This window comes from Gottfriedia luciferensis (assembly GCF_001712755.1).
Classification (GTDB): Bacteria; Bacillota; Bacilli; order Bacillales; family Bacillaceae_G; genus Gottfriedia; species Gottfriedia luciferensis_B.
Map to the genome: position 1 here is coordinate 248,113 of NZ_MDKC01000034.1, position 25,735 is coordinate 273,847.

General features: G+C 33.8%; 21 protein-coding genes, 1 pseudogene and 2 other annotated features. Of the genes and pseudogenes, 2 read left to right on the plus strand and 20 right to left on the minus strand.

What is annotated here, in order from left to right; all coding sequences use genetic code 11:
• Positions 1-14 precede the first annotated feature (14 nt).
• The 20 genes and pseudogenes from feoB to trpE all read right to left on the minus strand — a co-directional run bounded on the left by feoB (position 15) and on the right by trpE (position 22,247).
• On the minus strand, positions 15-2,015 hold the full coding sequence (feoB, locus tag BED47_RS19215) for a ferrous iron transport protein B (protein WP_069034957.1): 2,001 nt from the start codon (positions 2,013-2,015) through the stop codon (positions 15-17).
• Entirely contained in the window at positions 2,009-2,239 is a 231-nt protein-coding gene (locus BED47_RS19220) for a FeoA family protein (RefSeq protein WP_069034958.1), read from the minus strand. Before BED47_RS19220 ends, feoB begins: the two co-directional genes overlap by 7 nt.
• A gap of 223 nt (positions 2,240-2,462) precedes the next feature.
• A complete protein-coding gene (locus BED47_RS19225; protein ID WP_025568318.1) occupies positions 2,463-2,837 on the minus strand; it encodes a hypothetical protein in 375 nt (124 codons plus the stop codon).
• On the minus strand, positions 2,827-4,323 hold the full coding sequence (locus BED47_RS19230) for an FTR1 family iron permease (protein ID WP_025568319.1): 1,497 nt from the start codon (positions 4,321-4,323) through the stop codon (positions 2,827-2,829). The genes BED47_RS19225 and BED47_RS19230 overlap by 11 nt, the downstream gene beginning before the upstream one ends.
• Before the next feature lie 173 nt (positions 4,324-4,496).
• The gene (locus BED47_RS19235) at positions 4,497-5,741 is read right to left on the minus strand and encodes a type III PLP-dependent enzyme (RefSeq protein WP_069034959.1); all 1,245 of its coding nucleotides are present in this window, start codon (positions 5,739-5,741) and stop codon (positions 4,497-4,499) included.
• A gap of 27 nt (positions 5,742-5,768) precedes the next feature.
• A complete protein-coding gene (locus tag BED47_RS19240) occupies positions 5,769-6,992 on the minus strand; it encodes an MFS transporter (RefSeq protein ID WP_069034960.1) in 1,224 nt (407 codons plus the stop codon).
• A gap of 17 nt (positions 6,993-7,009) precedes the next feature.
• Positions 7,010-9,103, minus strand: a complete 2,094-nt coding sequence (locus BED47_RS19245; RefSeq protein ID WP_069034961.1) for an IucA/IucC family protein — start codon at positions 9,101-9,103, stop codon at positions 7,010-7,012.
• Positions 9,100-11,097 (minus strand): IucA/IucC family protein, encoded by a 1,998-nt coding sequence (locus tag BED47_RS19250; RefSeq protein ID WP_069034962.1) that lies wholly within the window; start codon positions 11,095-11,097, stop codon positions 9,100-9,102. Before BED47_RS19250 ends, BED47_RS19245 begins: the two co-directional genes overlap by 4 nt.
• Positions 11,098-11,341: 244 nt before the next feature.
• The gene (locus tag BED47_RS19255; RefSeq protein WP_069034963.1) at positions 11,342-12,061 is read right to left on the minus strand and encodes a YjjG family noncanonical pyrimidine nucleotidase; all 720 of its coding nucleotides are present in this window, start codon (positions 12,059-12,061) and stop codon (positions 11,342-11,344) included.
• 28 nt (positions 12,062-12,089) lie between these two features.
• The gene (locus BED47_RS19260; protein ID WP_069034964.1) at positions 12,090-12,572 is read right to left on the minus strand and encodes a DMT family transporter; all 483 of its coding nucleotides are present in this window, start codon (positions 12,570-12,572) and stop codon (positions 12,090-12,092) included.
• Between the two features lie 42 nt (positions 12,573-12,614).
• On the minus strand, positions 12,615-13,313 hold the full coding sequence (locus tag BED47_RS19265) for a Crp/Fnr family transcriptional regulator (RefSeq protein ID WP_069034965.1): 699 nt from the start codon (positions 13,311-13,313) through the stop codon (positions 12,615-12,617).
• 28 nt (positions 13,314-13,341) lie between these two features.
• On the minus strand, positions 13,342-13,767 hold the full coding sequence (locus BED47_RS19270) for a DMT family transporter (RefSeq protein WP_069034966.1): 426 nt from the start codon (positions 13,765-13,767) through the stop codon (positions 13,342-13,344).
• Between the two features lie 805 nt (positions 13,768-14,572).
• Positions 14,573-15,710: pseudogene (locus tag BED47_RS24590) on the minus strand (IS3 family transposase).
• 190 nt (positions 15,711-15,900) lie between these two features.
• Positions 15,901-16,689 (minus strand): tryptophan synthase subunit alpha, encoded by a 789-nt coding sequence (gene trpA / locus BED47_RS19285; protein WP_069034968.1) that lies wholly within the window; start codon positions 16,687-16,689, stop codon positions 15,901-15,903.
• Between the two features lies 1 nt (position 16,690).
• Positions 16,691-17,890, minus strand: a complete 1,200-nt coding sequence (gene trpB, locus BED47_RS19290; RefSeq protein WP_069034969.1) for a tryptophan synthase subunit beta — start codon at positions 17,888-17,890, stop codon at positions 16,691-16,693.
• Positions 17,891-18,496: a phosphoribosylanthranilate isomerase gene (locus BED47_RS19295; protein WP_069034970.1), complete on the minus strand. Its 606-nt coding sequence runs from the start codon at positions 18,494-18,496 to the stop codon at positions 17,891-17,893.
• Positions 18,493-19,281: an indole-3-glycerol phosphate synthase TrpC gene (gene trpC, locus BED47_RS19300; protein WP_069034971.1), complete on the minus strand. Its 789-nt coding sequence runs from the start codon at positions 19,279-19,281 to the stop codon at positions 18,493-18,495. Before trpC ends, BED47_RS19295 begins: the two co-directional genes overlap by 4 nt.
• Positions 19,282-20,310, minus strand: coding sequence for an anthranilate phosphoribosyltransferase (gene trpD, locus BED47_RS19305; RefSeq protein WP_069034972.1), 1,029 nt, complete (start codon positions 20,308-20,310; stop codon positions 19,282-19,284). It abuts the gene before it with no gap.
• Entirely contained in the window at positions 20,282-20,893 is a 612-nt protein-coding gene (locus tag BED47_RS19310) for an anthranilate synthase component II (protein ID WP_069034973.1), read from the minus strand. The genes trpD and BED47_RS19310 overlap by 29 nt, the downstream gene beginning before the upstream one ends.
• Positions 20,877-22,247, minus strand: a complete 1,371-nt coding sequence (gene trpE, locus BED47_RS19315) for an anthranilate synthase component I (protein ID WP_069035001.1) — start codon at positions 22,245-22,247, stop codon at positions 20,877-20,879. Before trpE ends, BED47_RS19310 begins: the two co-directional genes overlap by 17 nt.
• A gap of 111 nt (positions 22,248-22,358) precedes the next feature.
• Positions 22,359-22,622: a binding site (T-box leader), on the minus strand.
• A gap of 42 nt (positions 22,623-22,664) precedes the next feature.
• Positions 22,665-22,915 (minus strand) — a binding site (T-box leader).
• 237 nt (positions 22,916-23,152) lie between these two features.
• Here trpE and BED47_RS19320 point away from each other — a divergent pair.
• Positions 23,153-24,640, plus strand: coding sequence for a spore germination protein (locus BED47_RS19320; protein WP_084006994.1), 1,488 nt, complete (start codon positions 23,153-23,155; stop codon positions 24,638-24,640).
• Positions 24,637-25,728, plus strand: coding sequence for a GerAB/ArcD/ProY family transporter (locus tag BED47_RS19325; RefSeq protein ID WP_069034974.1), 1,092 nt, complete (start codon positions 24,637-24,639; stop codon positions 25,726-25,728). The genes BED47_RS19320 and BED47_RS19325 overlap by 4 nt, the downstream gene beginning before the upstream one ends.
• Positions 25,729-25,735 lie beyond the last annotated feature (7 nt).

Genomic DNA, 25,735 nt, shown 5'->3' on the forward strand with positions numbered 1-25,735 from the left:
AGATACCCCTTTCTTTAGTAGCCTAATAGACTTCCAACCTGATAGATAATTAGCGCTAAGATATACGCAATAACTAGTGCATATCCAACTGAGAAATACGTCCATTTAGCTGAACCTGTTTCTTTACGAATTGTCGCAACAGTTGCAAGACATGGTACATACAATAAGACAAATACCATAAAGCTAAATGCAGAAAGTGCAGAAAACTGTGTCGACAATATTCCTTGTAAAGAATTTGCATTTGACACGTGATAGATAATATTCATGGCAGATACAACAACCTCTTTAGCCAAAAATCCTGTTAGTAAAGAAGCACCTGCTTGCCATGTCCCGAACCCTAACGGTGCAAGTATTGGTGTAAGTATTCCGCCAATCATTGCTAAAAAGCTATCATCCATTGAAACACCTAAACCACTTGGTCCCATATAAGATAATAACCAGATTACTACAGAACCACCAAAAATAAACGTACCTGCTTTTCGAATAAATCCTTTACCTTTATCCCATGTGCTTCTAAACAAAGCTTTACCTTGTGGCATACGGTATGGTGGGAGTTCTACAACAAATAATGAAAACTCACCTTTTAATATAGTAGATGAAAAGACCTTAGCTAGTACTAATGCAACAACTATTCCGAGTATATACAGTGAAAAAACAACTATTGCTTGATTTTTCGCAAAAAAAGCGCCAACGAATAGTGCATATACCGGCAAACGTGCCGAACAAGACATTAATGGTGTTAACAAAATCGTGAGTAGTCTCTCTCTAGGCTGTTCAATCGTTCTAGCTGCCATAACTCCAGGTACATTACAACCAAATCCAATAATCATTGGAATAAATGCCTTTCCGGTTAAACCAACCATTTCCATCGAACGATCCATTACTAAAGCCGCTCGCGACATATATCCAAAATCTTCAAGGAATGATATTAGTAAAAACAAAATAAAAATTTGTGGAACAAAGACTAAAACTCCACCAACACCGGCAACAATACCATCAAGAACAACTGCTTTTATAAAACCAGATGCATGTATTGCATTTAAGCCGTTTGTTAGCCAGTCTGTTATAGGTCCAGATAAAAACCCATCTAATGCGTCAGATAAGGGTAAGCCCAACCAATCAAAAGTAAGCTTAAACATTAAAAACATTGTCACTAGGAAAATAGGAATACCCAATATTGGGTGTGTCACAAATCGATCAATTCGATCAGTTAACGTAACTGCTTCATTAGATTCTTTCTCCACGGATCTACCAATTAAATTTGAAATGACTTCTTTTCTTACAGAATAAATCCATTTTGAAGGTGAGACACCTTGTTCACTGTTTAATTGTTCCTCTGTTGTTTTAATTACTTGGTCAATTTTACTAAAATCGTAGGATGAAGCTATAAATTCTATTACCTCTTTATTGCCCTCTAAGATTTGTATTGCAGTCCATCTTTTAGGAATAGATAAAGTTGAAGGTAATAGAGTCATAATATTTTTAATACCTTCTTCAATAATTAATCCATAATCAATTTCAAACTCAACTTCAGATTGAGGAATTGTCTCTAATAATTCATTTACCTCGTTTGTTCCCTTACCCGATCTAGCATCAATTGGAATAACTGGTACTTGTAATATCTTTGAGATACTAGAAGGATCAACTGAAATTCCTCTCCTTTTAGCAACATCAACCATATTTAGACCAATAATCATTGATTTATTAAACTCTAGAAGTTGAAGTGTGAGCATTAAATTTCTCTCTAATTGAGCAGCGTCAACAATATTAATCATTCCATCAAATGTTTCATTTACAAAAAAATGTGAAACAACGGCCTCATCTTTTGAAAGAGGGCTTAGAGAATAGATACCTGGTAAATCAATTAGATTTCCAAGTTTATTTTTAATAGTCCCTACCTTTTTTTCAACGGTAACCCCACTCCAATTTCCTACGTATTGGTATGTACCTGTTAAATTATTAAATAGAGAAGTTTTTCCTGTATTTGGATTTCCAATAAGCGCTATATTTAACATATTTTTTCTACCTTTATCCCCGATGCATCTAGAAATCGAATACCAAGTGATTGTCCACAATTTTCTATCATACAAGGTCCCTTAAATGGCATTGTACATTGTAGGCAGACCATAGACCCTTCACTTATCCCTAAATCTAAAAGACGTCTCTTCACTGCATCAGCTAGTGATGACAAATCTGTTATTTTTGCTTTTTCGCCTTTTTTTAATTCTGAAAGTAACATAAGTGATTCCCCCGGATCAAAACTTATTATATATAAACAATCAATAATGATAATCTTTATCAATATCTTTATCTTAAGTCAATACTAGTTAATTGTCTACCTGCTTTTATGAAAAGGTTTACCTAAGAAAAAAATTCCAAAACCGAGCAAAAAAAACAAGAAAAAACCCACAAAGAAAATTCTATGTAGGCTTTTTTGAAAACAATGATTAATTAATTCTTTATTATTTTAAGTCTTTAACTTCTTTTAATACGCTTTCTAATTCGTCACCAGCTTGGTTAAGTGTATCTGCATTCAATGGAGATACCTTTACTCCTGCTTCAATAATATGAAGTGGCGTTTCTACTTTTTCATAAAGTGATTTGTCTTTATCTTTTACTGAGTCTTCGAATTTTTCCCATGATTTTTCAAGGGCTTCTCCGCTATCTTTTGCCTTTGCTTCATCATTATTTGAAATTTGTGTTTTTAATTCTGAAATCGTTTTGATCATATCATCAGAACCAGTTTTAATTGCATCGTCTGTTTTCGTTCCACATGCAGATAAAGTTAAAGATAGTCCTAATGCCATTGCTGCGACTAGTTTTTTATTAGATAACATTTTTAGTTCCCCCTGAGTTTTTACTACTTTTTTTATTGTTTTTATTTGAGAATCTATTATATATTACGGCAATACAAGCTATTAATAACAAGATCATTTGAGGTATAAAGCTCTCCCAAGTTGAATAGATCGCAAAGAAATCAATTGTTGGAATAGGAGCTTGTGTCGCTGGAAGTAATCCAGAAAGTTGTAAACCATGAATACCCATGCCGGCAAATTTAAAGCATAAATAGAACATTAATATACTTGAGACAAGGAAAAACGGTCTCATTGGAATTTTCAGTCCAACCTTTAAGATTAAGAAGCTTAGGATTGCTAAAATTGCGAAGCCTAAACCAATTCCTATTAATAATGACGACAGTTTAATTGATGACGCCATTCCAATAAAGAATAATACAGTTTCAGTTCCTTCACGAAAAACCGCTAAAAACGCAAGAATTGATAACGATAATAAGCTACCAGTATTTAATGCTCGATCACTCTTAGTTTTAATATACTGTTGCCATTGCTTTGTATTAGATTTGCTATGTAACCAATAACTCATATATAAAAGCATGACAGCAGCAAATACTCCAGTCCAGCCAGCGATTAAGAAGTTGTTACTTCCAAAAGTACCTGCTGAAAATAAAATATTTACAATGACACCTAGTATGATGCTGACGCCTAATCCAGCACCAACGCCAAACCAGATCCACTTACTTTTCTTTTCTTGTCCAGACTTTTTAATAAATCCTAGTAATGCAACTACTACTAGTAATGCTTCTAAACCTTCTCTAAGTAAGATTGTAATAGCATCAATCATTGTATAACTAGTTTTAGATGCTAACGGTAATAAATAATCACGCATATCAGTAATTGTTTTTGTAGCCGCTTTTACATCTGGTGTTTTAGCAGTAAGCATTGCATAGGACGTAACCATATCTCTTTCAGCATCCGTGTAAACTGTTTGAGATTGTGTTAATACAACACCTTCAATATTGATCCAAGATTTTCTAAATTGATCAATCTCCGAAGTTGCTCCTGATACATTATTATCTTTTAAATCTGCTAAAGCTTTGTTTAATATTTCGATTAAATCTTCAACACTACCTGTACTTTTTGAATCTAATTTTGAACTAGCGAACTGATGAGAAATAAACTTTTCATTTACCCCTTCTAATTCTTTAAGTGCAGTTACTAGTGCATTTTGATTCACTGTTTTTTGTGCTAGGTTATACTGAACCATTCCCATAGCTTCCTCGATTTTGCCATATGCTTCAATCGATTTATTTTTTATTCCATCCTCTTTATCAAGCCACTCGTCATTAAATTTTTTATATTCCTGCTCAGCAGATTTAAAATCTCCTTTTTGTGCAGATTGAATTGCACTTTCTACAAAAGAATTTGCATGTGTTAAATCCTCTTCAGGGCTTGCAGCAAAGGTTTTAAACGGTAAAACTAATAATAGTAAAGCTGTTAAAGTTATTTTAATAAGAGCCTGCTTCATCGTTGAATTTCCCCTTAAATATAAATGATAATCATTATCACCTCTTGATAATAAGGGTATTTCAAGTAATAGTCAATTATATTTTTATTAATTATTTCTAATGTGTATATCAACATTCGACTAAATAAAAAAAACTGAGGAAAAGTTCCCCAGTTCAGTCGATAATCAATTTTTTAAGTTTTCGCCTCAAAAGACATTCCTTCATTTACAAAGCCATACTGTTTAATTAAAGAATCACGGTCTAAATAAATTCGTTCTGGATGTGGATGACTTAGAAAATTATGATGTGAGATCGCCCAGCCATACGCTCCCGCATAGCTAAATAACAAAATGTCTCCTACCCGTAATTTAGAAATGATGACTTCTCTAGCTAATACGTCATTTGGTGTACAAAGTTCTCCTGCTACTGTAATCTTTTCATCGATAACTTCAGGTCTTTCAAAAGAATATGGCCACTTTTCTACTGGGATGACGGTAAATGGATGGCTTTGCTTCCAAGCTGCAGGAAGTCTTAAATGATGACTTCCACCTCGTAGAATACAAAAATACTCACCGTGATTTTGTTTAATGTCTAGAACTTCCGCTGCGTAATAGCCACAGGAAGAAGTAATATACCGACCGCACTCAAATAAAGTATTCCAACTTTTGTCATTATGTTTTTCAAGTACTTTTTCCAATTGTTCCGTAAAATCTTCCCAATCAAATTGCTTATCTAACTGTAAGTAATTAATACCAATTCCTCCACCAACATTTACATATTTAATGTCTAACTCCCACTTGCTACTCCAGTTTTTTGTCAATTCATAGCAATGATCTACAAAAGAAGCATGCGATTTTGAATCAGTATTATTCGACATGGCATGGAAATGGAACCCTTGTAATTCTAAGTTGGGTAATCCTTCTATTAAGGAAATTGCCATATCTATTTCTGTCTCATCAATACCAAATTGTGTTGGCACTCCAGCCATTTTTAATTTAGCTGACGGTACAGAGTGACGTAAATTAACTCGTAATAATATTGAAACGGAGACTTTTTTTTGCATTGCTATATAATTAACGAGTTTTATTTCATGTAAGCTTTCAACATGAAGCAAGGTTACTCCATACTCTATTGCCATTTCAATTTCATGATGTGTTTTTCCAGGGCCGCCAAATAGAATTGGTATAGTACGATCAATATTTCTTACCTTTTCAATTTCTCCTAACGAGGCTACTTCAAAACCATTCACAATTGGTGCCAATGCTTTAAGAATCATTACATCTGAATTTGCTTTTATTGCATAAAATAATCGACAGCTTGAAGGAAGAGTTGTCATTAATGAATTTACATGATTTCGTAATTTTGTTAGGTCATATAGATATGCACAAAATGGACGATCTTGCTCCTGACTTTGTGTTTGCACAATTTTTGCGATCATTTTCATACACTCCTAAGAATAATAAAGTTATACTTTTAAGATTTCTCTTCTTTTCAACACAATCATTAAAGTGGTTAAGATGCAGCCAAGCCCCATTACACTTCCCGCCCAAAGAATTCCCAAACTTGATGCTATTGCTCCAATTAATAGTGCACCTAGTGGAATAAATCCTCGATCCATTAAAGCTATACTCATAATTCTTCCCCGGAGATGATTTGGAACTTGCTTTTGTAGAGTAATTCGACTTAACGTTCTATATGTTTGACTCGTTAAACCAACTAGGAACATTGCCAAACCTGCAACTAGATAATTATTTGTGCCAATAAATAATAGCAGTGATAGACCGAATCCAATAATTGAATAAATTAGCCATTTACCCGTTTCAATAATCTCTTTTCCAACGGATAACCAGCTTGTCCCAATTATTGCACCAATGGAAGAAATCGATAATAAAACACCAAATCCTTCAGGACCGAGATGCAATAACTCTTTAGCAAACAGTGGCGTCATTGTCGTATATGGGAAACCAAATACCATTGGAACAATTGCTAATATAAGCAAGGACTGAACTGATGGCTTCTTCTTTACGAAATCGACAGCTTCTTTTATTGTTATTTTTGCATCTTTATCTTTATATTTAATCGATTGGTAGTCTGCCCGAATAATAGCTAAAGAGATTAAGACAGCAAATGTACCCCATGCATTTATATAAAATAAATTTGCTATATTTGTAATTCCTAACAAGATACCAGCAATTGCAGGCCCAATAATTCGCGATAGATTAATAATCATTGTATTAACCGCAAGAGCGCTCGCCATTGAACTTTCTGGTACAAGGTTTGGTATTAGCGCATTTCGAATTGGTGGATCCATAGCTGCAAGCATCGACCGTATCGTCACAATTAGTGCAAACAGCCAAAATGCTGGACCTTTTGCAACAAGAAATCCTATCACAAATGTTAACAGCATCATTCCTACTTGAAGCCATATTAACAATTTACGACGATCTAACCTATCAGCCATGATTCCCGCTGGAACACTTAATAAAAATGTTGGAACTAATCTACAAGCGTTCATAATGCCTAAATGAATTGGAGAATTTGTAAATTGCAAGACAGCCCAATTTAATGCAACTAAATCCATCCAATCTCCAACTCTTGAAATTAAGCTTCCCGCCATAAAAGTATTGAAGGATTTTGATTGAAAAGCAAAACGCGAATTCTTTTTATTCTGTACTTCAATTTGTGCCATTTTAAATTCGTTCCCTTTTACTTAAATTCATGAAGAGGATTTGGTACTATTGCGTAAGAATATCCTTTCTTTGTAGGATCTAGTCGCATTTTTGTAAGTGCCTTGTGCTCAACCTTCATTTGATAAAGAGCTTCGCGGTCACATGCCACATTTTCTGTCAACGTCGGGTCTGCCTTTAATTTGTCAAAAACTCGATTACAGATTTGATGAATTTCTTGCCAAAGGTCACTCTCATTAAGACCGAACTCCTTACAAACTTGTAAAATTAACTCTCCTAAATGGTTTTGAAATACTGTATAAAACAATTTATTGTGCACTTCTTTCAAATCATCTGTCGCCGTTATCGAACCGGGATAAAGCTCTACATGTAAATTGTTTTTCTTAAGCCTTTCTTTATAAATTCGTAGACCACCCCAATCACGGAATAGCATTCGGACAGGTTGACCGTTCTTAAATACCATCACACTATTTTGCAAATGTCCCTCTAAACCGATGCCATATTTAACTAATAGTGTCAAAAATCCAGGTAACGCAATATTTGCATATTCTGAAACAAATTGATAAGCAGCCTGTCTAATTGAGGATTCATTTGTAGCTTTAGCATATTGGTCAATTAATTCCGAGACGATGGTCTTTTCTGAAATTGGTGATTCTGAAAATAGTGAACTTCCGACAATTGCAACTTCATCATTGTAAGTAAATGACTCAATATTTTCGCGTAATACTGCAGATAAATTACTATTTTTTTGCTTATCATTTTCTTTTTTGAAATTGTAACCAGCAACCTCATAAACTGGTACAAACTGTTTTCTTAACACTTGTTCATTTTCCATAATGGACTTTATTAATCTAGTAAAAATTGTAGAATTATTTGTTGTATTTGCAGAAATCGTACGAACAGTTGAGGTCATTTGACTATTAACCGCAACTTTAATTGCATAGTTCATGCACTCCTGGCTCCCAAGTGGTACAACAGTTCGGAAAGAAGATGTTGATCCACAAGGAACGTGAAATGATCGGATTGGAACAATAGTCTGTTCATTCAATTCTTGCTTATAAACTACAGGAATAGCGTTTTCTAATTGCCATGGATGCACTGGAACGATGACATATTCTTCTATACGATGGCCTTGTAGCTGAAATTGTTGCTCAACTACTTTTCTTAATTCAGGGTAAACCTTAAATAGTAGTTTATTTGCATCCTCTTCAAATTCATCTTTCACACACCATTCAACACGATCTTTTAAAATGCCGACAAATTGAATTGTAGCCACTCCACCAAACTCAGGTGCATATTGAAAAACATCTTCAGCTTTCATATCGACTTTCGTCTTTGTACCTGGATGAAGATTATGCCCTTCAACCGAAAGCTGTTCAAAAAATAAGCTACTGTCAAATGCTGAATCTAATTTTTTCTGTAACAGTACCCAGTCTAAAACATTCGTAATCTTAAATTCTGAAGCTCTCTTTTGAAGCTCTTTTTTCTTTTGATCCCAATACGCATAGGATAATGCAAGATTTGCACTCCCATTAATTAGTTCCTTAGCAAGCTGCTCCCAAGCAAACTTTTCACCTTCGTATTGGAACTCTTTTTTGTGACGAACAATTTCCAACAGTTCAACCGAGTGATTTATTGGTCTTACTTCCTTCTCAGTAACAAATAATATTTCACCGTCGACCTCAATTCGATTAAACGCATAAGTACGACTTACCGGAATAACCAAACATTCATGCTCATTAAGAGAATATAGTTTATAAGCTTTGCCTGATTGTAGGTTATAAGATTGTACCTGTTGAATAACCATTCTCCAAAAGCTTGTGATAGCTGGTACATTTAATGCATAGATCGAATCAATAACATATAAATCATGTGAGTTTGTAGAAAAATTAAGTATGTTTTCTCTTAACATTGAACCGACGAGTCGGTTTAAAATACCACGTCTTCCTTTTTCCAGGTTTACCATATAATTTGGAATTAGATTTGGCGTATGACCTACTAAAAAAGTAAGATTCTCTGCTTCATCTGCCAAAAGTTCTCCGTTACGTAGTTTTTCAAATGATTCATATAAAAAACCTTTTTCTAATAATACTTTGGTTAGACTTGTACTCATTCTCCGACTTCTCCTTTCCAGTACTTCATTGGATTTGGAACTTTCATAAATGAATAAGCAGTACTATCTCCTTGTAGTCGCATCGTTGCTAAAGCCTTTAGGTTAATCAATGGTTGAAAAAATGCTTTTTCATCCGAAGCTGCTTGTACATTAATCGAGGGGTCCTTTTTTAATTCCTTGAATATCTCTTTACTAACGTTAACAATTTCTTCCCATAGCTCTACTTCATCGAATTCTAATGTACGAACTATACAAGTTATTAACTCAGCAAAATGATTCTGCATAACTGAATACGATATGATATTATGTAACTGGCTTTCCTCATCAGTAACAATTGATGAACCAGGATAAAATTCTGCTTCAAATCCTTGTTTCCACATTCTTGACGGAAGTATTCGAATTCCACCAAAATCTCTCACTAATATGCGTACTAGCTCACCTTCTCTAAAGACCGTAACACTATTTTGCATATGACCTTCCAAGCTAATTCCATAACGTACCATCATTGTTAAAAAGCCAGGTAACGACGTTCTTGCATATTTACGAATAAATAGTTTAGCAGCCTCGTTCAGATCATCTAAATGATTTACAATAGCTAATTTTTCAATTAACTCGATCACAATTGGCTTTTTACTTATTGGAGATTTTGAAATTAATGATGCTGCAGCCATTGGAATTTCATCCTCAAATAGAACATAGTTTTCGGGATTTTCTCTTAAAATAGATGCTAAATTTGCTTGAAGTTTCCATTGCTCTTCCTCAGAAATATTTATACTTTCGGGCTTAAAATGAATTCCCGCTCGTTCTTCTAGCACAATAAATCTCCCATCAAATCCATATTCCTTTTCTTGGATTGCTTTAAATATTTTTGAAAGTATCGGACCATTTACGACAGAATTAGGTGATACAGTACGAATAGCACTTGTTGTTTGCACGTTAACTGCCGTTTTTATATGATGTTTTTTCTCTCCTAAATTTTGAATTGGAGCTAAAGATCGAAATGACACTAATGATTGAGTTGGAATAACAAAATCACTGATTGGAATTATTTTTCCTTGCATAATCTCTTTTTCATAAAATGCATTTAATGTATTTTCAAATTGCCATGGATGTACCGGTATCAATTCAAAATCACTAAGCTGTAAGCCTTTATTATGTAAAACCGCTTCAACAACAGGTTGTAAATTTTCATACTCTTTAAATAACCAATTTGTAATAGTAGTTTCATCAATGGATGTCGTTCGACAAAAGTCTTTTGATACTGCAATAACGACTACTTCTGGTTTGCCACCCCATTCCGGTGAGTATTGAATTACCTCTTCGACACTAAGGCCAAACTTTGTTTTTGCTCCAGGATGTAAAGGATGCCCTTCAACTACACATTGTTCAAAAAATGCAAGTGGACTAAATTTTTTGTCCTGTTTCTTTTGATGTAGAGCCCATTCTATTGAAGAATCTATCGAAAATTGTTTTGCCTTTTCCGCTAATTCTTGATGATTGATTGTAGCACCCGTTAGAGCCAACGTTAGATTAGCTACACCATTTTGAATTTCGTGCTTAAATCGTTCATACTGCTCTGTAGTTGCTTTCTCCAACATACCTTCATTCTTTAATAACTCAATCAGTTCAACAGGATGCATTAGTTCGTTAGATAATGAATTGTCAATTACACTTACATCACCAGTTAGATCGAATCTTCCAAGTGAGTGTAATTTGCCAACAGAAACTTGCAGAAGTCTTCCATTAGGTAGATTTACGTTAATTTTTGACACTTCACCATTTATCCAATTAATTCTTTCTTCTGGTATCAACTTTTCTCTTATAAACGCTTGTAAAAGACGTTGAAAAATTCCTCTTCTTCCGGCTTTCACATTAGAAAGATAACCTACCAATAATTCAGGTTTTTCACTTTTAAGATAGTTCAAAGTTTTTAACTCTTCCTGATCTAAATGATCATAATTTGTTAGTTCATCTTTGTTCTGAATATTAATCATTTCTACACATCCTCTAATGATTTTCATTTAAATTCAAGAAAATGATAATGATAATTATTATCAATATAAAACACATTATCATATTAAGTGATAATGATTATCAGTGTCAATAATTTTTATTCCAATATTTTCTAATTTATAAAAAATAAAAAAGCAAAAAGTATATAACTTTTCGCTTTTAGTGTGTAGAAAACGTTCAAAAATCAACTATACAATTGAGTGAAAACTTTGTTTTTAAGAGGTATTAGTTAGAAGATGTAACTAATACCTTCTCTTCAATATTTAATATGTTATAAAGTTCATCTAGTTTTTGGATTTCATAAGTTGGAACTACATCTGAGTCATTTGAATGCATTTTTGGATTGACCCAGCAAGTATCGATTCCTGACCCTGCCCCACCAATTATATCCGCGCTAAATGAGTCGCCAATAATCAATGTCTTTTCTAATTCAATATTTGGAATTCGATCAAATACATATTGAAAGTATTCTTTCATTGGTTTTTGATAACCAGTATCCTCAGAAACGAAAATGTCTTTAAAGAAAGGATAAATACCCGCCGCATTCAAACGTTTATATTGTGTCTTTGAAACTCCGTTCGTGACAATATATAACTCGAATTCATGCTGAAGACTTGTCAGTAATTCATACGCACCTTCAACTAATTGATTTCCCTCTCCTAAATAACTTTGGTAAGACTGTTCCAGCAGAAAACCGTCAACTTCAATACCAAACTCTTTAAATAAGGTTGAAAAACGTGTGTTCACCACATCATCTCGACTTATTTTACCTTCTTCAAATGACTTCCATAGTCCATGGTTTATTTCTTTGTACCTTGACTTAACTTCATCCGTTAATGGTAATTTTTGATCTTTAAATAGAGACTGCAATGCTACTTTTTCTGCTGCACCAAAATCTAATAATGTATCGTCTACATCTAATAATAATGTTTTGTATGTTTTCATAACATTTCCCCATCTCTATTTATTTAATTCATATTTTACTAGATTGATTTTTAACTAGCTTAATACGTTTCATACTTATTCCGCTTAATTTAAAAATTAATATACCACTTATAATAAGCAAAACACCAATTAGATGCTTAGAAGAAAACGGAACTTTCTCAAGACCTAGCCATCCCATAGAATCAAATAACATTGCAAACAATAATTGAGATGTGAGAACAATTGATATCGCATAAGTTGGTCCAAGAATTTTAGTACTATTCGTTAAGCAGAAAACAACACCTACACCGACTATTCCGCTAATCCAATACCAATTTTTCATATTATGCAAAACAAATAATTCCTTACCTTCAAATAAAAGCCCCATTCCGAAAGAGGCTAAAAAGCCCATTCCTAATACAAATGTAGTTGTTACCCATATTCCTGCCCGTTCATTAACTTTACTATTGAATATGTTTTGTAAACCAATTAGTGATCCTGCTATTAAAGATAATATTAATCCATAAAGCATAAATTACACCTCCAAAAAAATTCTGTATGAGTCCTAAAATTATCATTCGTATATATTATTCCTTGCAAGAATACTCAATCCGGCTCGATCTTTAATAAGGATACTCCCATTTTTTCGCTCTACTAGGTCATCCTTACAGAACTGTTGAATAACTCGATTAACATGTCGATAACTCGTTCCAATTAGATTTGCTGCGTCTTTAAGATTGATCGGATTTATATTATCGTTTTGTAAAGAATTCGCTTCATGGTATGAAACCGATAATAAGTAACTTGCTAGTCGAACTTCTACTGGATACATTAAATTAAAGCTCATTGAATTCGACTTAATAAGAAACTTTTCCGTTATGATTTCTAATAAGAATTGAAGAAACGGTGCATAGTCTTTACCAATTTTTTTTAACCAGCGATATTCTACAGCAATCATCTCAACTGCAGATATGGCTTGAACCGTATTTATATAGTTAGAGCCTCTTACATATTCAATATCTCCAATTATTTCAAGAGGCGTTTTAAATGATAGAATTAACGTTTTACCCTCCGCTGAAGAAGTATAAACTTTGATTTTCCCTTTTACTAAAATAAACAAAGTTTTTGGTGAGTCTCCTTGAGAACAAATAAGTTCTCCTTGCATGAATCGTTTAAGAGTTAAATGAGCTTTTAAATCCTCATTAAAGACTGCTTCAATATTATGTTCAGCTAAAAAACGATTAATTTGTTCAATATCACTAGTGATTTTCAAGTTAACTTCACCTCCTGTAAATTTACTTTTAAGACCCTAACACAATCACACCGATTATCATCATACCAATTCCAATAAATTGTGACGGACTAATAGTAAGCTTTTTGACTCCGAACCAGCCTCTACTATCAATGATAAATGTTAAACTTAGCTGTGCGATTAAAAGTACAGAAATTGAAAATGTCACACCAATAATATGAATTGAGGTCACATTACAAAATATAACAAATGCTCCAAGTGCCCCACTTAATAAATAAATTGGATTCACTTTCTTAACTTCAGCTAATTTTTTATCTTTTATTAATAGTAGTACGAATAAAGCTACAATAAAACCTGTAAACTGTGTAATTGTAGCTGCTTGCCAAGTACCTATATCACTACTTATTTGAGAATTGGCAACTCCCTGTAGTGTAATGAATGCTCCGCCGATAATTGCTAATAAAATTCCTTTCATATTTTTCACTCCTGACATATTGATTTCTTCATTATTAAACGATATTGGAAGGTTGTTTGGGAAGGACATATGTCCTAAAGGAAAATTGAACGATCTTTGCAATTGTGAAAAACTTTTTAGATTATATAAAATTTCTGTGGATAGTTTGTAGATATAGTTTTGGGAGTGTGAGATTTCTGTGGATATTCTGCTATTATGTGGAAAACCCTATATAAAAATGTGGAGAATTGTAACTATTAGTGGATAAATTGATGATGCATTTTTTGGGAAAGCTTCTAGTTTTGTGGATATTTTGTTACTAAATAGATGAAGTCGGATACTTTAAGAAGAAATTAAAATCTGATATAGTGAAAAAACACTGCCAATAAAGTATATTGATTCGCAATTAAATCCCCTTAGTCTGCAATTATTTGAGGAACTGCAAATATTTTTCGATAATCGCAATTAAAATGATCAAATCTGCAATTATATTTCTGGAATCACAAATAAAAATAGCACATCTGCAAATAAAATTAAGAAAACCGCAATTAAACGTTTATTATACCCATACCGCTTACCGTATTTCACGTGTAATTCCACTAAAATCAGATGATAATATCAATCTTATTCAAACTTTTTCATCTAAAAAGGTTAACACAGACCAATTATGTATCTACGTCAATAAAACGGACACATTAAAATGAGTTTTTTCTTTAAAAAATCCTGTTATATTTTAACTGAAAGTCTCTTTATATCCCTATTGAATCATTTTTGATTCAATAGGTTTCTATGAGATTTGCCTATATTGCACTTTTTCATTTCCATTTCAACTAGCTTTATTGTCCATTTCATTTGGGGTTAAGTATCCAATTGCTGAATGGATCCTTTTTGCATTATAAAAACACACAATATATTCGAATATTCGTGCTTCTGCGGTTTCTCGAGTTTCGTAAGTTTCTCTGTAGATTAACTCCCTTTTCAAAATACTATGAAACGCCTCAATACAAGCGTTGTCATAACAGTTTCCCTTTCGACTCATACTTATTCTGATATTAGCTTTTTCCAAACATTGAATATACTCCTCAGAACGATATTGGCTACCCTGATCTGAATGGTGAATTAAGCCTTGTTTTGGTGGTTGAGACTTCATAGCTCGCTTAAGTGCCATTAGTGGTAAAGCTGTGGTCATTCGGGAACTAGTTGAAAACCCAATAATTTTTCTTGAATATAAATCCATAACTGATGCCAGGTATAACCATCCTTCTCGAGTCCAAATATAAGTAATATCACTTACCCATACTTGACCAGGAGCACTGGTCTTAAAATTTTGATTTAATATATTCGGTATTTTGCTTCTTGTTGTTTTTCAGTTTGTTTAGCTCTGTACTTTTTGACAGTGATGGATCGTAAACTATTTGCTTTCATGAGACGTTGCACTGTTTTTAAGGATATGATCGAACCATGTTTATTTAGAGTTCGAAGAATTTTAATAGCTCCATATCTTTTATTAGACTCAAGATAGATTTCCTTTATTTGTTTAGATAACTTCTCTTTGATTAAAGTCCTTTTCGATTGTGGTCGCTTCAACCAATCATAATATCCACTTCTTGATACACCTAGTACCTTGCACATCTTTGAAACACGAAATTCGTGTCGGTGTTGATGGATAAATCGAAAAATTACTTCGGGTCTTTCGCAAAGATGTGCATTGCCTTTTTTAAAATCGCATTCTCTTCTTCTAGTTCCTTAATTCGTTTCTCTAAATCAGACATTTCCTTGTGTTCAGGAGATAAATTCCCACTACCAATAAAGCTAGTCTCTTTAGAATCTTTATATTTTCTAACCCATCGAGTGAGTGTACTATAATTTATTTCTAAATTTCTAGCGACTTCTCTAGCACTCTTCCCCTCCTCAACAACTAATTTAACTGCCTGTAATTTGAATTTTTTATCATGATGACTCATAAAACACACTCCCGACCTAAGATACTAAATATAATTTTACATTAGAATCATTTCAGTGTGTCCGTTTTTTAGTCTACATGCATTATTACCTAGAATCAGCTATTTTTCAGAGCTAAGCATGGTTAGGCTCGAAAGAATACCCTAAAAAAATAAAAAATCAGGCCACTGAGCTAGCCTGATTCACTTTTTATTAAATTACTTCTTCACTTACTAAACTTGATTCCATTAAAAGTTTAATTTCATTAATCTTATTTTGATTAAATAAATCAACAATTTTACTTCCAACAATAACTCCATCACAATCTTGGCTTAATTCCTTTACTTGTTCTGGATTAGATACACCGAATCCAGCTATTACAGGTTTATTACTAATTTCTTTAACACTTTTTAAAAAGGATGATAGGCTATCATCTAGCTCATTTCGAACACCAGTAATCCCTTTTACTGTTACTGTGTATAAGAATCCTCTTCCTTTTTCAGCAATATTAATGATTCGATCTTTTGGTGTAGCCATTGTGACTAATCGAATTAGTTCTACTCCACATTCTTCAAGTTGATGAATGATAATTTCTTCTTCTTCGATTGGTAGGTCAGGAATAATACATCCATCTACCCCTGCTTGCTGTAGGTCAGATACGAACCTGTCAATTCCATAAGCTAAAATGGGATTCATATAGGTCATGACGATTAAAGGTACAGAAATTAACTTACGAACTTCTTTTATTTTTTCGATTACAGCTTTTAACGTTGTACCAGCTTGTAATGCTCGAATACCTGCTTGTTGAATTACTGGTCCGTCTGCTACTGGGTCTGAGAATGGAATACCTATTTCGATTGCTGATGCGCCAAATTTTTCTAGTAAAGCAAGTCTTCCCCCTAATACTTCAAGACCACCATCTCCTGCCATTACATAAGGAATAAAAAGCTTTTCCCCTTTTTTAAGTCGTTCTGAAAATTGGAATTCAATTCGATTTAACATATTATTTACCCTCCTTTAATCGCTCACGAACGGTATGAACATCTTTATCGCCTCTACCTGATAAACAAATGACTAAACTTTCATCTTTCTTCATTGTTGCTGCTAGCTTTATTGCATAGGCAACAGCATGTGCACTTTCTAATGCTGGAATGATTCCTTCTAATCTTGCTAGTAATTGGAATGCTTCAAGTGCTTCTTCATCTGTGATCGATTCGTATTTTACTCGTTCAATATCTTTTAAATAACAATGTTCAGGACCTACCCCTGGGTAGTCAAGCCCCGCAGAAATTGAATGGGCTTCTTGTATTTGACCATCTTCATCTTGTAGTAAATACATTAATGCACCGTGTAATACGCCTGGTACACCTTTTGTTAAAGATGCTGCTTGCTTATCTGTATGGATTCCATGCCCAGCCGCTTCTACTCCAAATAACTTTACACTTTCATCCGTTATAAATGGATGGAACATACCAATTGCATTACTTCCTCCGCCAATACAAGCTACTACTGCATCAGGAAGTTTACCTTCCTTTGCTAAAAATTGTTGTCTTGTTTCTTTTCCAATTACACTTTGGAAATCTCGTACCATCATAGGAAAAGGGTGCGGCCCCATCACTGATCCTAATAAATAATGTGTGTCATCTACATTTGCAACCCAGTAGCGAAGTGCTTCATTTACTGCATCCTTTAGTGTCGCACTTCCGGATTCAACACTAATCACTTTTGCACCTAGTAATTCCATTCGGAAAACATTCAGTTCTTGTCTTCGAACATCCTCCGCGCCCATGAAAATAACACATTCTAAATTTAATAAAGCACAAACAGTTGCAGTTGCTACACCGTGTTGTCCTGCTCCTGTTTCAGCAACGATTTTTCGTTTACCCATTCGAATTGCAAGTAATGCCTGACCAATCGCATTGTTAATTTTGTGAGCACCAGTATGATTTAAGTCCTCACGTTTTAAATAAATGCTAGCTCCGTTAGCATGCTTAGTTAAGTTTTCTGCAAAGTAAAGAGGTGTTTGGCGACCTACATAATCCTTTGACAATCTTTCAATTTCCTCATTAAATGCTGCATCATCTTTAATTTTTGAATAAGCTTCTTCTAATTCAGTTATGGCTTGAACAAGCGTTTCGGGTATATATTTCCCTCCATACATACCGAAATGACCTTTTACATCTGGAAGTGTATACGTAGACATTTAAATTCCTCCTAATTTTACTTTTTTTATAAAACTTTTTATTTTTTCTTTATCTTTTTTTCCGTTTGTTTCAACCCCACTACTTACATCAACCATTATTGGTTTTACGACGCTACATGCAGGTATTACATTCTCAATCGTCAATCCACCGGCTAAAATCAAATTATCTACTTTCTTTGATCTAACAAGATTCCAGTTAAATGTTGTTCCGTTTCCTCCACGATATTTTCCACTCGGGCTATCAACTAAAATATAATCACAATCATATTCTGCTATTTTTTCAACGTCCTTTTCCGATTGAACTCGTAATGCTTTGATTACTGGAAAAGATAATGAACGACAAAATTCTGGCGTTTCATCCCCATGTAGCTGAAGATGTGTTAAACCAACTTCCTGGTAAATGGATTCTAATGTCTCCTTTGTTTCATTTACAAAAACGCCAATCTTCATTACCGAATCTGGCAATGATTCGATGATCTTTTTTGCCTCATTAATTTCAATTTGACGTTTACTTTCTGCAAATACAAATCCAATTGCATCAGCTCCGGCATCTATTGCACTTTTAGCTGTTATTAAATCGGTAATGCCACAAATTTTCACTTTCACTGTTTAGTCTCCTTAAGAATAGGAACCATCAGCTCTCTCATGTTTGATGATAATTCATTGCTCCTCATTAATGCCTCTCCGACTAAAATTCCGTTTGCCCCAACATCTCTTACACGTTTTGCATCATACTGATTGAAAATTCCACTTTCACTAATAATGAACCCTCCATCTGCTTGAATAAGTGGTGCTAGTCTTTCTGTCACACCCAGATCCACTTCAAATGTTTTTAAGTTTCGGTTATTAATGCCATATAGACCAGGCCTAATTTTTAGTGCTTTTTCTAAATCTTCCTCGTCATGTACTTCCATCAATACTTCAAGATTTTGCTGCTTAGCATACTGATATAAATGATTTAATGCTGTAAATGGTAACGCAGCAGCGATTAGTAAAATAATGTTTGCTCCATGCTCTTTTGCGATATCTATTTGAACTGGATCAATAATAAAATCCTTACACAATATCGGAATATTAACGGAATCACGTACGATTTTCAGATCTTTAAAGGAACCTTTGAAGAAAGTTGTATCTGTTAAAACAGATATTGCAGCTGCTCCATTTTCTTCGTATTTCTTTGCTTGTTCTGCAGGATTGAGATTTGTATTAATGTCCCCTTTTGATGGTGACGCTCGTTTAAACTCCGCAATGATCGATAAATGGTCTGCAACTTTTAATTGCTCAATTAATGATAAATTCGTTGATTGATTCTTTATTTTCCGACTAATCGCTCTTAAACTTTTAATTTCGATTTGTTTTTGAGAAATAATTCGATCTAAAATGGTTTCCATTTAAATAACCTCTCTTTTTAGTTTGCTAGTTTTTTCGACTAGTTTTTGTAATTTCTCATAAGCTGCACCAGAATCAATGCTCTCTTCAGCCTTCCTAATACCATCCGTAATTTGATTGACCATACCTGAAGTATAGATTGCTAAACCAGCATTTAATAAAACTGTATCTCTAAAAGCTCCTTTTTCCCCTTTTAATACTCGAAGAAGAATATCTGCATTCCTCTTTGCATCTCCACCTTTTATTTCTGTATTTGGATAATAAGTTAATCCAACTTCTTCTGGATGAAGTGTCATCTTTTTCAGTTCATTATTTTCAAGTAGGACGATATGATTTTCGCCGGCTAACGATGCTTCATCTAAATGCCCTGCACCGTTTAATACAATCGCTCGTTTACGTCCTAATTTATTTAGTACTTCTGCAAATACCTCTAAATAATCTCTTCTGTAAATTCCTAATAGTTGGGTCTCTAACTCAACAGGATTTGTTAAAGGTCCTATTAAATTAAAAATGGTCGGGATTTGCAACTCACGTCTAACCTTCATAACTTTTTTCAACCTTGGATGAACATATGGAGCAAATAAAAAGGCAATTCCTATTTCATCTAAAAGCTCCTCGGAAGCTTGTGTTGGAATCGATAGCTCCACACCTAATTGTTCTAATACATCGGCACTACCTGTTTTACTGGACATGCTACGGTTTCCATGTTTTGCAATTGGAATTCCACTTCCCGCAATAACAAACGCTGATGTTGTACTCACATTAAAGCTCGATGAGTTATCTCCACCTGTACCACAGTTATCAATGACATTATGAAACTTCCTAGTAAATCCTACCGTATGATTTCGAATTGCGTTTACTAGTCCTGCGATTTCGTTTACTGTTTCACCTTTTGTTTTTAAAGCAACTAGAAATGCTGCGATTTCACTATCTGATATTTGATCATCCTGTAGAATCCTACCGACAGCTACTTGCATTTCTTCTACTGTAAACGACTCTCGATTAGCTAAGCGTTGAAGGTACTCTTTCATCTTTTAATTCCTCCTTTATTTCATTTAAAAAATTTAGTAAAAGTTGTTTTCCGTATTCTGTTCCAATAGATTCCGGATGAAATTGCATGCCGTAGATTGGATATTTTCGATGTTTAATGGCCATGATTTCTTGATCGTCCATAGCAAATGCTAAAGTTTCAAATAATGGCGGTATAGTTTCCTTTTCAATTACCAGTGAATGGTATCGCATAACTTCTAACGGTTGGGACATGTAGGCAAATAAATTACTGCCATCATGCCTAATTTTCGATGTTTTTCCATGTTTGATTTGTCCAGCTTTAATGATTTTTGCGCCAAATGCATAACCGATTGCTTGGTGCCCTAAGCAAATGCCTAGTATTGGCACAGTCTTATGAAAAGTTTGTATGAGTTCATTCGTTTCCTGCTTCTCTTCGGGCTTACCTGGTCCTGGAGAAAGAATAATTGCTTTTGGATTCATTTCTTTTATTTCATCAATCGAAATTTTGTCATATCTAGCGATTTTCATTTCTTCGCCAAGCTCTCCTAAAAATTGATAAAGATTGTAAGTAAAAGAATCATAGTGATCAATTATTAAAATCATGATTTTCCTCCAAAAAAGCCTTTAGTTTATTAATGGTCTCTTCATATTCGTTTTCAGGTTTGCTGTCATAAACAATACCTGCTCCTGCTTGAATATAGGCCATTTGATTTTTTAAAATCATCGTTCGAATAGCTAATGCAAAATCAAGGTTTCCATTTACGGATACATAACCGACTGCACCGGAATATACCCCTCTCTTTGAACTCTCTAATTCATTAATGATTTCCATTGCTCTAATCTTAGGTGCACCCGATACAGTTCCAGCTGGTAAGCAAGCAATTAGAGCATCAAGTGAGGTATGTGGTTTTTTTAATTGCCCGCTAACTTCGGAAACGATATGCATGACATATTTGTATCTTTCAACGTTCATATATTTTTCTAATTTGATTGTTCCAAACTCGCAAACTTTGCCTAGATCATTTCTACCTAAATCAACAAGCATTTTATGTTCGGCAAGTTCCTTTTCATCCTGTAATAAATCCCTTTCGATCATTAAGTCTTGTTCATCCGTTTTCCCTCTTCGTTTCGTACCGGCAATTGGATTCGTTATGACCTGATTATCTTTAACTTTTATTAAACTTTCAGGGGAAGTACCAGCAACAACGCTATCACCAAAATCGATATAATACATATATGGTGACGGATTTTGGATTCGTAATTTTCGATAATAATCAAATGGATTCCCTTCAAATTTTGCTCCCATTCGATGTGATAGAACGACTTGAAAAATATCTCCTTTTTGAATAAATGACTTCGCCTTTTCTACTTTGGACATATAGTCCGATTTACTAACTTCAGATTCGAACGTAGAAAATACAACTGGTTTTACTTCCTCCTCTTGATTTGAGTTAGATAAAATTAGTTGCTTATACTTTTGAATTTCGCTCTTCAAATCTTCTAATGTTGTTTCATCCGTAAGCCTTGTTCCAACCAAATGAATTTTCTGTTCCAAATGATCAAATACAATAATGACTTCAAAAAACATTAAATGGAGATCTGGCATTCCGATAACATCTTCCAGTTCATCACCGATCTCTTCAAACTGGCGAATCATATCATATCCTACATACCCAATTCCCCCTCCAATGAAAGGGATATCCAATATCTTTAAGCAATCCTGCTTTGGTATTAACTCTTTCAGTTTTAAAAGAGGATTTCCAACAAACTCTTCTTTCTGGCCATTTTTATAGATGATTTGACCACTTTGATTTGTCCCAATCAATTCAAAAGCAGGTTTTGAACCAACAAATGAATAACGGCCAGAATCTTTATGCTTAAATGAACTTTCAAATAAAAACTTTTTGCTAGCAGTCAATTTCTTAAATAATAAAATCGGTGTAAACAAATCCCCCATTATCGTTTCAATGACTATTTCTGCTTTGTTTTGTACTGACAATTTGTTCGACCTCCAAAAATTTAATGTTGAATATAAAAAAAGTCCCCTATACGCACAAAGATTGTGCATATAGAGGACGATTAGTTGCTACCGCGGTACCACCTCAGATTGGATCAGATTTATCTGAATCCCACTTTTCGGATACGGGAATAAGTTACTAATCTAATTCCGATATCCTATCCTTTTAACGGTGGAAATCCGTGCATCCCTACTATATTGTTCAAGATGCCTCTCGTAAGCCCATTCGATAAAGGTTCCTGTATTAGACTCCCACCATTGTCTAACTCTCTGTGACATTCACCAATATTTACTCTTCTTACTCAGCGATTTAATTTTATTTAATTTTAAAGAAATACAAAAAGGGCCCCCCGTCTTAAAAAGGACGAGAGACCCGTGGTGCCACCTTCATTAGCTGATTAACAGCTCGCTTTGTCGGTATCCAATCAACTTTCCATTGAATACCCGTCTTTTGTAACGAGAAGACTACTCGCCAAAGCCTACTACTTATTTAAGGTTCGGTTTGAATGCTCAGAAGTCCATTCGCGATTACTTTCACACTGATTCGCACCAACCATCAGCTCTCTTTAGTTTCCGTAATCGTTACTACTCTTCGTCAACGCAAAGTAATTATAGAAGTTTATTTAAATTAATTGTCCTTATATTATTATGCAAAAAATAAAAAGTCAACAAGTTTAATTCTACAAGATTCGATTTTTCTACTTTTTATAAAACTGATATTTTACGTTTTTGTTAATCTAAAAAACGGAATCATAAATGATTTATCATATGAGTCTTCATTGCATACACAACCTAATTTTGGAAAGAATAAACCCAATTAGACCTTCCATCAAAGAGGTATCAATATGAGAACAAATACAACAACGATGAGTTCAAATAAAGATGAAGTTTTAACAAAAAATCTAAAAAATAATATTGAAATGATACAAGATTACTTATGTCTAACAGAAGATTTAGTCGTTAAGATTATTCATAAAAATGCTCAGATTTTTGCTATTTTGTTTCTTGAATCGATGATAAAAATTGAGGCACTCCAATCATTTATTATTGAACCTATTTTAAGAGAAACAAAGGATGAAACAGGTAATATCGTCAAATCATATGAGATTAAAAACTCAACAAATATCTCAGAATTAGGGGATAGTTTATTAGACGGATTTTGTCTAATTTTAGAAGAAAATTGTTTAAATGGAATATTAGCAGCAGCAGCAGATGATAAGGAACGTACAATTTCTGAACCTGCTAATGAACAAAATATTAATGGTCCTCACGATGGTTTTGTCGAAAGTATAAATACAAATATACAACTACTAAGAAAAAGAATTCGTACACCTGAGTTAAAGATTAAGTATTTTACGATTGGTACGATTACGAATACTAAGGTTGCTATGGTTTATATCGATTCAATTGTAAACCGAAAACTTGTCGAGGTCATTGAAGAAAGAATTTCAGGTCTTAAACTAGACAGTCTTCGTTCAACAGGACAACTCGAAGAATTGATTGAGGATAATACGTTTTCACCTTTTCCACAAGTATTAAATACAGAAAGACCAGACCGAGCTGCATCCTATCTTTTAGACGGAAAAATAAATTTACTTGTAGATGGGAATCCAACTGTTTCTATTGTTCCAATTACCTTTTTCGCTTTTTATCAAGCTCCAGATGATTATAATCATAGATGGTTGATTGGTTCATTTTTTCGAATTATTAGGGTATTTAGTTTTATAGTTGCAATTAGCTTACCTGCCATATACATTGCAATCGTATCCTTCCACTCTGAAATACTACCCATAGGCCTTCTTTATTCAATTAGGGTTTCTTTAGAGTTCGTACCATTTCTCCCTCTCGTCGAAGCTTTTGCGATGCAAATCATATTAGAATTGCTCAAGGAAGCTGCTATTAGACTGCCTTCTCCCATTGCTCAAACAATTGGTATAGTTGGTGGGCTAGTAATTGGTACAGCTGTTGTAGAAGCGCATTTAGTATCAAACACGATGATCGTCGTAATTGGTTTTACAGCAATTGCTTCGTTTGTAGCTCCAGTTAGTGAGATGGGTACTAGTATGAGGCTATTGGGCTTTCCGACGATGATCATGGCTTCAATACTAGGTTTCTTTGGAATTACACTAACTTTAATGTTAATTTTTATGCATATGTGCAAATTAAAATCTTTTGGCATGCCTTATTTTTCTCCTATGGCGCCTTTTCGAAAGGAAGATATAAAGGATACTTTCTTTAGACTCCCTTCATGGAAACAAAATACTCGACCAACTGATGCAGTTCCCCAAAAGATTGTACAGCAAAGAATATCTAGGGTGTGGAAGAAAAAATGATAACGAATAGTAATTCGATTTCTAAATTACAGCTCTACTTTTTTATTATCCAAAGTCAAATCGGTATTGGACTTCTCTCATTACCAAATGCAGTTCAAAGTACAGCCAAAGGTGATGGGTGGATTTCTACCTTAATTGCAGGAGTAGCAGTCCAAATTACATTATTCATTTACTGGCTTTTACTAAGAAAATATCCAGATGCAACATATACAGATATTACAAAAAAAATTTTAGGTAAATATGTAGGAAAGCTCTGTAACTTATTTATATATATCTATTTTATTATGATTGGAAGTCTGGCTTGTGCTCTTTTTATCAGAAGCATAACTCTTTGGTTATTACCGTTAACTCCTATGTGGTTACTATCGCTAATTATTATTTTATCAAGCATTTATTTAACAATTAGTGACCTAAGAATCATATCAAGATTTTTTGTATTAGCATCGGTTTTAATCATCCTTCTTTTTTTATTATCGTTCTTTACCTTTTATTTACCAAATGATTTTCACTATATTCAACCGATTGGCCAATCAGGAGTAAAAAATATAATTTTAGGAAGTCATAAATCATTACTCTCGATATTAGGATTTGAAAGTCTTTTACTAATTTTCCCTTTTGTGCTTGATACTGAAAAAGGAATATTAAAAACTGTAAGTCTTGCCAATTTCTCTGTGACATTATTCTATACATATTTTACCTTTATTTGTCTAATAAGCTTTAGTCCGACACAACTTCTGCAAATTAGAGAGCCTGTTTTATATTTATTTAAAGCCCTTTCGTTTGAAATGATTGACCGCTTAGATTTGATCTTTTTATCGGTCTGGATTGTACCAATGACAACCTCGGTAATCCTTTATTTATTTTTATCAGCTAAAACTATCAGTAATGAAAGATCATTTAAAAAAAATGTATGTCTTAGTGGAATCTTAATTTTTTTCATAACAATCATACCATTGGATGAGGATCAACTAGCTATCTTTGATAAGTATGTAACTTACTTAAGCTATGTGGTTGTTTTTGGACTTCCCATCATTCTGTTATGTTTATCCTTCATTATTTCAAAAACTGAAAGGAGTGAACAATTATAAGAAAATC